This is a genomic window from Delftia sp. DLF01 (genome assembly GCF_014852125.1).
In the GTDB taxonomy this organism is placed as follows: domain Bacteria; phylum Pseudomonadota; class Gammaproteobacteria; order Burkholderiales; family Burkholderiaceae_C; genus Comamonas; species Comamonas acidovorans.
The window spans coordinates 1,882,774-1,892,599 of record NZ_JACVAZ010000001.1 but is presented as its reverse complement, the minus strand read 5'-3'; the positions used below and the strand labels follow the sequence as shown (position 1 = coordinate 1,892,599).

General features: G+C 60.7%; 7 protein-coding genes. 6 read left to right on the top strand and 1 reads right to left on the bottom strand.

What is annotated here, in order from left to right:
• The first annotated feature begins 281 nt into the window (after positions 1-281).
• The 6 genes from IB269_RS08375 to IB269_RS08350 all read left to right on the top strand — a co-directional run bounded on the left by IB269_RS08375 (position 282) and on the right by IB269_RS08350 (position 8,344).
• Positions 282-1,916, top strand: coding sequence for a methyl-accepting chemotaxis protein (locus tag IB269_RS08375; RefSeq protein ID WP_192366934.1), 1,635 nt, complete (start codon positions 282-284; stop codon positions 1,914-1,916).
• Between the two features lie 110 nt (positions 1,917-2,026).
• A complete protein-coding gene (locus IB269_RS08370) occupies positions 2,027-4,324 on the top strand; it encodes a putative bifunctional diguanylate cyclase/phosphodiesterase (protein WP_192366891.1) in 2,298 nt (765 codons plus the stop codon).
• 70 nt (positions 4,325-4,394) lie between these two features.
• Entirely contained in the window at positions 4,395-5,294 is a 900-nt protein-coding gene (locus tag IB269_RS08365) for a LysR family transcriptional regulator (RefSeq protein ID WP_192366890.1), read from the top strand.
• Positions 5,295-5,402: 108 nt separating this feature from the next.
• Positions 5,403-6,386: a Bug family tripartite tricarboxylate transporter substrate binding protein gene (locus IB269_RS08360; RefSeq protein ID WP_180319554.1), complete on the top strand. Its 984-nt coding sequence runs from the start codon at positions 5,403-5,405 to the stop codon at positions 6,384-6,386.
• Positions 6,387-6,395: 9 nt separating this feature from the next.
• Complete coding sequence (locus tag IB269_RS08355) at positions 6,396-7,583, top strand: CaiB/BaiF CoA transferase family protein (protein WP_043821980.1); 1,188 nt, start codon at positions 6,396-6,398, stop codon at positions 7,581-7,583.
• Positions 7,580-8,344, top strand: a complete 765-nt coding sequence (locus tag IB269_RS08350) for an enoyl-CoA hydratase (protein ID WP_192366889.1) — start codon at positions 7,580-7,582, stop codon at positions 8,342-8,344. Before IB269_RS08355 ends, IB269_RS08350 begins: the two co-directional genes overlap by 4 nt.
• Positions 8,345-8,386: 42 nt before the next feature.
• On the opposite strand, the gene IB269_RS08345 is transcribed toward IB269_RS08350, so the two are convergent.
• Complete coding sequence (locus IB269_RS08345) at positions 8,387-9,814, bottom strand: energy transducer TonB (protein ID WP_192366888.1); 1,428 nt, start codon at positions 9,812-9,814, stop codon at positions 8,387-8,389.
• Positions 9,815-9,826 lie beyond the last annotated feature (12 nt).

Genomic DNA, 9,826 nt, shown 5'->3' with positions numbered 1-9,826 from the left:
ATCGAGCATCGAGCATCGAGCATCGAGCATCGAGCATCGAGCATCGAGCATCGAGCATCGAGCATCGAGCATCGAGCATCGAGCATCGAGCATCGAGCATCGAGCATCGAGCATCGAGCATCGAGCAATTATAACATCAATATATCATTTTCCAGAATAATCCACGTCTTTTTTAGAAGAGGTGGATTATTCTTTTTCAAGTTCCCGATTTTCTACGGCCGAAGAATCCTGGTGTCAGGGCAAATATTTCATCGTTGAAAATTATTCATTCGGCAATCAAGATGTTGAGCTTCAAAAAATCAAAAGTGATCACCAAACTGACCATGGGCTTTCTTGTGGTCTCATGCATTGGTGCATTCATCGGTATCAATGGAATACTGAAGGCAGGGGAAATCAATGATCTCGCAACGCAGATGTACGAGAAGGAACTGCTGGGCCTGTCACAAATATCCGAGGCCAACGTCCAGCTGATCGCAGCGGGCCGGGCCATCAGAAATGCCGTGCTTGCAAACGATGATGAAAGCAGAAACCGGCACACGGACGCCGTGCTGCAAAGGCTGCAACTGCTGAAAGAGGCGCTGAACAACAGCAAGAGGCTTTTTGCCGAGGGCGATGGCAAGGAAAAGCTCAAGTCCATTGATGAAACCCTCGTCATCTATGAAAAGGGTCTGCTGCAGACGATTGAAAGAATCAAGTCAGAGCATCTTTCGGAATCCAGGGAATCGATTGATCTGATCAACAGATTCCGGGTGGAGTCCGACAAGATCGACAGCCTGATGACGGAAGTTGTCAATATCAAAAAGAAGAATGCCAGCTGGCTCAATGACGAGACCGACAGAATCTACGAAAAGATCCGGCTCATGCTCACCCTCCTGACCATCTCCGGCGTGATTGTGGGGGTGGCCATTGGCGTGATCATCACAATTTCCATCACACGCCAGCTGGGCGGAGAGCCGGCTGATGTGGCGCACATTGCGGAAAACATCTCAAGAGGGGACCTGACCTCCAGGATCGACCTGTCCAGGGCACGCCCTGGCAGTGTGATCACGGCCATGCAGGAAATGCAGGTATCGCTGCAACGCGTCGTGGGCACCGTGCGCAGCAGCAGCGACAGCATTGCCACAGGCGCCACGCAGATTGATGCAGGCAATGCCAACCTGTCGAGCCGAACGGAAGAGCAGGCCAGCAATCTTGAAGAGACTGCCGCATCCATGGAGGAACTGGCCAGCACGGTGAAAAGCAATTCCGATGCGGCGATCACTGCCACCATGCTCGCCCAGTCAGCGCGCGATGCCGCAGCGCACGGCGGGGGCATGGCCCGGCAGATGGTGGACGTGATGAATGAAATAAATACGTCCTCCAAGAAAATCGAGGACATCATCAACGTCATTGATTCAATCGCTTTTCAAACCAATATTCTTGCTTTGAATGCTGCTGTCGAAGCAGCCCGCGCCGGAGAGCAGGGCCGTGGTTTTGCGGTGGTTGCCGCCGAAGTTCGCAGCCTTGCAGTGAAAAGTGCAGAGGCCGCAAAAGAGATCAAGTCTCTCATCGAAGACAGTGTTTCCAAGGTCGGCAATGGCCACCAGCTTGCCCAGGCTGCGGGCAGCAGCATTGAAGATATCGTCACCCAGGTCCAGAAGGTATCCAGCATGATCGAAGAGATCAGTGGCGCCACCAGGGAGCAAAGCCAGGGCATCGATCAGATCAATGATGCGATCATCCAGCTGGACCAGGTCACCCAGCAAAATGCCGCTCTGGTGGAAGAGTCGGCAGCGGCGGCCGGAAGTCTCAGCCAGCAGGCGCAGGCCCTGGTTTCGGCAGTTTCCATTTTCAAGCTGGACCCCGCGGAAAAGGAGGCCCCTGTCTTGAGGAAAATCCCCTCACCCATGAGGCCGCTGAGTCTTTCCGCATCCTGACGGAAATTCAGACCAGTGCGTCACAGCCAACGGGAAGCGTTTCTCCTGGCAGGCTTGCCTGCCAGGAGAACGGCGCCTGTTCGCTGGTATTTTGACCAGATGAGCGTTGAATGATGCATGCAGAGAGAAGACTTCCAAGCTGGCAGCCCAGGCGCTGGTATGCCTGTATTTTCATCGCATGTTTGGTGATCATTGGCGTTGCGGGCGTTTCTCTGATCTCCAGCTACGAGACATCGCTCCATGAAGAGAAGTCGAATCTCCTGCATGCGCTGTCTGCCTCTGCCGCTGAAACCAACAAGATCATTCTTGCCACCTCTTTGGCGGTAGAGAGAACAGAACAACTTTTGCTGGCACCGGGCCGCCTAGGCGAAATCACGGCAGACCCTGATGCCAGCACCGATATCCGCAATGCCTTGATCCAGGAGGTGGCGGCGCTGCCCGGGGTCATCAGCATGAGCGTGCTTGATCGACATGGGAAATGGTCCATTTCCTCACGTTTCAGCAAGCTGCCGCTGTCTCCCGACAACCCCGAGCGCCCCATCTGGAATGCAGCGCTGCAGACAAAGCCTGGCGGCTTCTTCTTGCTGAATGCAAGCAAATCGCCGGTCTTCGATATACCGTCCCTGGTGCTGGGGCGTCCGGTACGTGACTCCAGTGGGGCGCTGACTGGCATTGTGGTGGCCTTCATTGCCGTGGATTCCATTCGCCAGGCATTCAGTTCACTGCTGCTGGATGGCCATCAGGTCATGGTCAGCCTGCCAAACGGCAAAGATCTGGTCAGAATTCCTCCGGAGCATCCGCACATTCTGGACGGGATGGATTCCGGACTTGCAAAAATGATGGCTGCAGGCGAGGGCATGTTGGACGCTGACGATGGCTTTGGACACGGCTGGATCGTCGCCATGCACCACTCCAGCCAAGGCGGCAGGGATCTCGCCTATGCCACGCTGGCCGCCAAGGCAAAGCTCGCGGCTCCATGGTGGAGGTTCGGAAAAACCATCATGGCATGGGCGGCCATCAGCCTGGCTTCATTTTTATTACTGGCGCAATTGTGGATGCGTGAGCGCAGAAGATCCTATTTCGAGGCGAGGGATCTGGTGCAGGTGCATTCACAGTTGAGGCACCATCTTTTCCATGACCCTGCTTCCGAATTGCTCAATTCAACCGGATTTGAGCAACTTCTGAACAGAACGCAAGCACAGCGGCGTCCTGTTGCCATCCATGTCATCGGTATCGAGCATTTGCAAGTGCTGGCAGATACGCTGGTTCCTGGAATGGACAACCAACTGATCTCGCAACTGTCAAAACAATTGCGCTCCTGTATTGGACAGAATGACGTAGCCGCCCGCCTTGCCATCGAGGAGTTCTGTGTCGCCCAATATGAAGGGAACCCCGATTCCATGGCGAAAACGCTCTCCATCCGACTGGGTGAAAAGCGCTACATCCTGGGTGAGCGCAGCATTTTGCTGTCTGTCTGCGTAGGGACGGCGGTCTGCAAGAACAACGAGGACTGGAATCAGCTGCTGCGCGAAGGGCGCGCGGCAATGGAGCGGGCGCGATCCCAGGGACGTGGGCGATTCGTGAAATTCGAGCCTTCCGCCGATGGCCCCATGCAGGAGCAACTGCTGCTGGAGCAGGATTTCCGGTCCGCCATCGGAACAAGCCAGTTGTTCATGGCGTACCAGCCGATCTGCCATGTGGCCACGGGAACAATATCGGGGTTCGAGTCGCTGATGCGCTGGAACAGCCCGGCCAGAGGGTCAGTGCCGCCAGGTGTCTTCATTCCCATGGCAGAGCGGCGCGGCCTGCTGCTTCCCATCGACCAAATGGTGGAGCGCTCCCCGCTGCTGGTTGCCAACGGATGGCCGTCCGATATCTCGGTGTCCATCAACTGCCCGGCCTTTGAATTTCTCGATCCAGGCATGGCGGTGCAATTGAAGGAACATCTGGACCGCGCCGGCCTGAACCCCAAGCGCTGCTACATCGAAGTGACGGAATCGGCCCTGCTTCAAGATGATGAGCAGGTGCTGTCCGTCATGCGGCAAGTGAAGGCACTGGGTGTGAATCTCGCCATCGATGACTTTGGCTCCGGCCATGCCAGTCTTTCCTACCTGCACCGCTTTCCCTTCAACCTGATCAAGATCGATCGCAGCTTCATACAGGCCATGGACAAGGACGCCGGGGCTGCCGCGATTGTCGAGGCCACGCTGGCACTGAGCCGCAGATTGGGCCTTGAAGTCGTCGCGGAAGGCGTGGAAACCACGGAGCAGTTTCTGCACCTGCAGCAGCTCGGGTGCACGTACGTCCAGGGATTTCTGATCGCCCGCCCGATGAACGAGGAGCATGTCCTGCCGTTCCTGGAGGGCTTCAGGCTCAGCGACGTGCTGGAGTGTCCCGCGCACGCCTGAGCACGGTTGCTGCACTGGGGCACAATCGCGCCCTCAGCAGACGCCGCCTGCGCAAGAGGGCCTTGCCGCCATGATGAAGATCGACTCCACCACCGTGCAGCTTGTGCTTGCGATTGCCGAAGAGGGCAGCATTTCACGCGCAGCCGACAGGCTGCAACTGGCGGTGGCAGCGGCCTCGCGGCGGCTCAGTGACCTGGAGCAGCAACTGGGCGCCAGGCTGTTCAAGCGGCAGCCCCATGGAGTGCGCGCCACCGAGCCTGGCCTCAAGCTGCTGGCCCATATCCGCCAGATAGGCAACCTGGTGGAGCGGCTGGAAGCCGACGCCCAGGCCCTGGGCCGCGGGCGCGACGGCCGCATCATCATCGGCGCCCCCAAATCCGCCATCCTGCAGTTCCTGGCCGCCGACATCGCCATCACCCAGCGGCGCTATCCCCACATCACGCTGCAGGTGATGGAGGAGAACAGCCGCATCGTCCAGCAACTGCTGCGCGACAAGGTCATCGACATCGGCATCTTCGAGAAGACCAGCGGCTTCGTGGATCTGCCACGCTCCGACTACCGCAAGGACAGCCTGGTGCTGGTCTACAGCCGCAGGCATTTCAGCTTTGCCGTCGAGCCGGTGGTACTGGACCAGTTGCTGGACTGCCCCATCGTCAGCCTGGGCCGGGGCTCGGCCATCCTGGCCGCTTTGCGACGCGCCCACCGCAGCCGGGGCAGGGTGTTTCGCAACGATTTCGCCGTCAGCGGCTTCGACACCATGCTGGCCCTGGTGCGCGAAGGATTGGGTGTGGGGCTGATGCCACCCGGTGTGCTGCGCAGCTTCCACCCTGAGCCCGACCTGGGTTGGGCCACCCTGGAAGGCGACTGGCACGAGCGCAGCTACGTGCTGTCCTTCATCGAAGGCCAGGCTCAGGAACAGGCGCTGCGCAACGTCGTCGCCGCCCTGCTGCAGGGCGAACGCGCGATCTGACCCTTCTGGTTTCGCAGATTGCGAAACCAGGCATGCGGCACACAGGCTTGCCGCGATATCGGCGCCCGGCGACAGTGACTGCACAACAACGATGTGCAGGAGACAGACATGAAACGCCGCGACTTCATCGCGGCCGGCGCCACCGCGCTGGCCGCACCCTGGGCAGGGGCCGCGCCCCCTGCCTCCGACCTGCCCAAGGGGCCCGTCAAGATCCTGGTGGGCTGGGCGCCGGGCGGCGGCACCGACGTGTTCGCGCGCATCGTGGGCCAGAAGCTGTCCGAGATCTGGGGCCGGCCCGTGATCGTGGAGAACAAGCCCGGCGCCACGGGCTCGCTGGCGGCCGAGTACTTTGCCAAGACCCGCTTCACAGAAGGCATCAACCTGCTGATGGCCCATGTGAACACGCACGCCATCTCGCCGCAGATCTTCAAATCCATCACCTATGACCCGCTCAAGGACTACGCGCCCATCGCCCTGATCGGCGCAACGCCCCACATCCTGGTGACCAGCAGCAGGAACGGCCATGCCTCGGTGCAGGAAGTGGTGGAACTGTGCCGCAAAAGCCCCGGCAAGGTCAGCTTCGGCTCTTCGGGCACAGGTTCGGTGCAGCACCTTGCGGCCGAGATGTTCAACATGGCGGCAGGTGTCAAGAGCATCCACGTTCCCTACAAAGGGTCCGGCCCCATGCAGACCGACCTGATCGGAGGACAGATCGACTTCAGCTTCGACACCATGACGGCCGCCACTGCCCAGGTCCGCGCAGGAAAAATGCTGGGCATCGCCCAGACCCGCGTGAACCGTGCCAAGGGATTCCCGGCCATGCCCACCATGGACGAGCAGGGCTTCAAGGGCTTTGACGCATCGAGCTGGTACGGCGTCGTCGGCCCGCGCGACATGTCCAGGGAACTGGCCCAGCGCATCAATGCCGACATCAACCGCGTGCTGGCCATGCCCGACGTGGTCAGCCGCTTCGACGGATACGGCGTGGAGGACGGTGGCGGCTCCGTTGACAAGTTCGCGGCCTTCATGGCTGCCGAATACAAGAAGTGGGGCGACGTGGTGCGCGCTGCAAAAATCACCGAAGAAAGCTGAGGACCCGGCATGAGCAATCCCCAATCCAACCCGCTGCAACTGCCCCTGCAAGGCATCCGCGTGCTCGACGTCAGCCAGGTCATGGCCGGCCCATTTGCCTGCATGCTGCTGGCCGACCTGGGCGCCGATGTCATCAAGGTCGAGCCTCCGGGCACCGGCGACCAGACGCGGGGCGCCATGGGCTTCAAGATGAAGGGCCCGGACAGCATGGGCTTTCTGAACATGAACCGCAACAAGCGGTCGCTGACGCTGGACCTCAAGAGCGAGGAGGGGCGTGAGGCCTTCTACCAGCTGGCCACGACAGCCGATGTCATCGTCGAGAACTACCGGCCAGGCGTGGTCCAGCGCCTGAAGATCGACTATGAAAGCATTCGCCGCATCAATCCGCGCATCGTCTATGTCAGCATCTCGGGCTTCGGCCAGAGCGGCCCCTGGGCCCAGCGGCCGGGGTTCGACCTCATGGCCCAGGCCATGTCGGGCGTGATGAGCGTCACCGGCTACAAGGGAGAGAAACCCGTCAAGGCCGGCGTGCCCGTGGCCGACATCGGTTGCGCACTGTTCGCCACCTACGGACTGCTGGCCGCCTACATCGGCGCGCAGAAGACAGGGCAGGGCCAGCACATAGACGCCTCGCTGTTCGACTCGGCCATGGCTTTCTCGATCTGGGACATGTCCGAATACTGGGGCACCGGCGTGCCGCCCGCGCCGCTGGGCACCAGCAACAAGATGAGCGCCCCCTACCAGGCCGTGAAGGCGCGCGATGGCTACTTCGTCATGGGCGCCACCAACCAGAAGCTCTGGGCCAGGCTGTGCGCGCTGATCGAGCGCGCGGACCTGGTCGAACATCCGGACTACGCCACCGTGGCGCTGCGCCTCAAGCACCGGGAGGCATTGATAGAGGCACTGGAAGCGGAGTTTGCCCACCACGACAGCGCCGACTGGGTGGACCGCATGCTGGAGGCAGGCATTCCCGCAGGCCCGCTGCTCACCTATCCGCAGGCCTTCGAGGGTGAACACGGCCAGCACCGCGGCATGTGCATGGAGATCGACCATCCCATCGAAGGCAAAGTCAAGAACATCGGCTTTCCCGTCAAGATGCTCGGCACGCCCCAGCAGGTGCGCCGCCATCCGCCGCTGCTGGGCGAGCACAACGCAGAAATCATGGCCGAACTCCAGGCACTGAAGGCCGCCGCATGAGCCCGGCCCTGCATGAATCCGTGGCACTGACCGTTCACGCCGGGGGCGCGGCCGAGATCCTCATCGACCGCCCCGAACGCCACAACGCCATGAGCATGCCCATGTACGAGGCATTGCTCACGGCCTTGGAACGCTGCCAGGCCGACCCGGCCATCCGCTGCGTGATGCTGCGCGGCGCGGGCGGCAAATCCTTCATCTCGGGCACGGACATCGCCTACTTCAAGGACTTCCATGACGGCCAGCAAGGCATTGCCTATGAAGCCTTCGTGGAGCGCGTGATCGACGCCTTGGAGCGCATCGCCGTGCCCACCATCGCCGTCATCGATGGCTGGGCCGTCGGCGGCGGCCTCGCCCTGGCCACGGCCTGCGATTTCCGCATCTGCAGCACCGGCTCGCGCTTCGGTGCGCCGATTGCCAAGACGCTGTCCAACACCCTGTCATCGCGCAATATCGCCCGCCTGGTGGCCAGCCTGGGCGTGCCGCGCGTCAAGCGCATGCTGCTGCTGGCGGACTACCTGTCAGCCGGGCAGGCCGAGGCCTGCGGGTTCGTGCATGCGGTGGTGCCGGCAGATCAATTGCAAGCCCAGGCACAGGCGCTGGCCGAGCAGCTCATGGCCTTGTCGGCAACCACCCAATCAGCGGTCAAGGAAAGCCTGAGGCGCATCGTGGTGGAGCAGCGGCTGGATGATGAGGATCTGGTGTCGGCGGTGTATGGGAGTGGGGCGTTTCGGGCGGGGGTGGCGCGGTTTACAGGAGCTTGATTGAAGCAGGCACGCATTCCCTCCGCAGGCCCGTAACACGTTCTAGTTGCCAAGCTCAAATTTGATAGGAATCTTGATGACGCTGGGGACCGACGCGCCTGAGCTGTCTTTCGCCGCAATGAAGGAAGCCTTCAACACGGCGGCCATCGCTGCTTCGTCCAGGATGGCGTGGCTTGAGCTTTGGTCTATTTCTGCACGACGAATCTTGCCGTCAGGATCAATTCGCGCCTTGATCACGACTCTGCCCTCTTGTCGCAGGCGCTTGGCCTGCTCCGGATAAGCCAGGCGCGGAGCCTGCAGATGCCGAGGAAGCTCGGCCGCAGGCGGCAGTTTGAGGGAGTCATCGTCCAGGGGAAGGGGGACAGGCGCCGCGCTGGAGGCAGGCAAGTCCTTGACGATTCTGGTAAAGCTGGAGGCAGTGCCGTCAGTTGCAGCCGCAGACGGTGCGAACGACTGAGTGGTCAAAGGCGGGCTGTGCCTCGGCACGGATGGCCCAGATGAGTTCACGAGCGCGGAGATCTTCCCCAGTGTTGACAGGACAAGCACCAGAAGAAAAATCCAGCCAAACCAGAAATTTCCACCTTTTCTCTCGCTCGTACTGGACGAGGCGCTGAGAGCCAATCGTTGACGCCATCGCGGTATCTGATCTGCCCACTCAAGCCAGCGCTTCGCATTGCGTGTGTCGGTGATGATGTGCAGCCAGTGAGGGTAGTGTTGGACGACATCCCGCAACGTGGCCCTGTGCTTCAAGAGCGTCGATGTCGGCGGCTTGCTGCTTTCGCGCAGACCCTGGATCAATTCCTTTTGCGCTACCCGTACGTGCTTTGGCCTGGTGTCGAAGAACTCCAGTTCGCCAATGGCGGATGCCACGACGGCCCCGGCATGGCCAAATGCTGCAAGGCGGCCACGGTCTTGCTTCCAGCCAAAGCAATCTATCGCAGGGCCGAACAGGAACTCCTTGCGGGGTTGCCAGCCCTCAGCCAGGAGGGCTGCCATGCCCCATTCAAAGAAGTGGCGCGCATCCATGTCGATCAGGCGCTGGTCCTTCAGAACCTCGTTCAGCCAGATGCTGGCAGCAGTACGGTCTTGGGGCCACCCGGCTGCCAGCTTTTTGCGCAGGTCTGCCAGCAGTGCGTGCGCTATCTGCCGGGCATGGTCGATGGTGCGGGCGGAATATGCAGGGTCTGCCTTGCGGGAAGGCGTATTCCCCGTATCGATATGCGCGTCGGACGAGTTCCGCGAGTGCGGTGCGTCTTCCTTGCTGTCTGAACTTGAGCGTGGCATTGCCGTTTCAGGACGGCGCTGGGCATGCCAGGCAAGCGCGGCCTGATAGGACTCCCGCAGTGCCTGAAAACCTTCAAGGTCTGTTTCCTGGTCAATTTCCTTGAGTGCGCGGGCATAGGCACGACGAATCGCGCGCTCGTCAGCGTTGAGATCCAGACCCAGCCGAGCAAGAAAGGGAAGAGACATGTACGTCGCTGT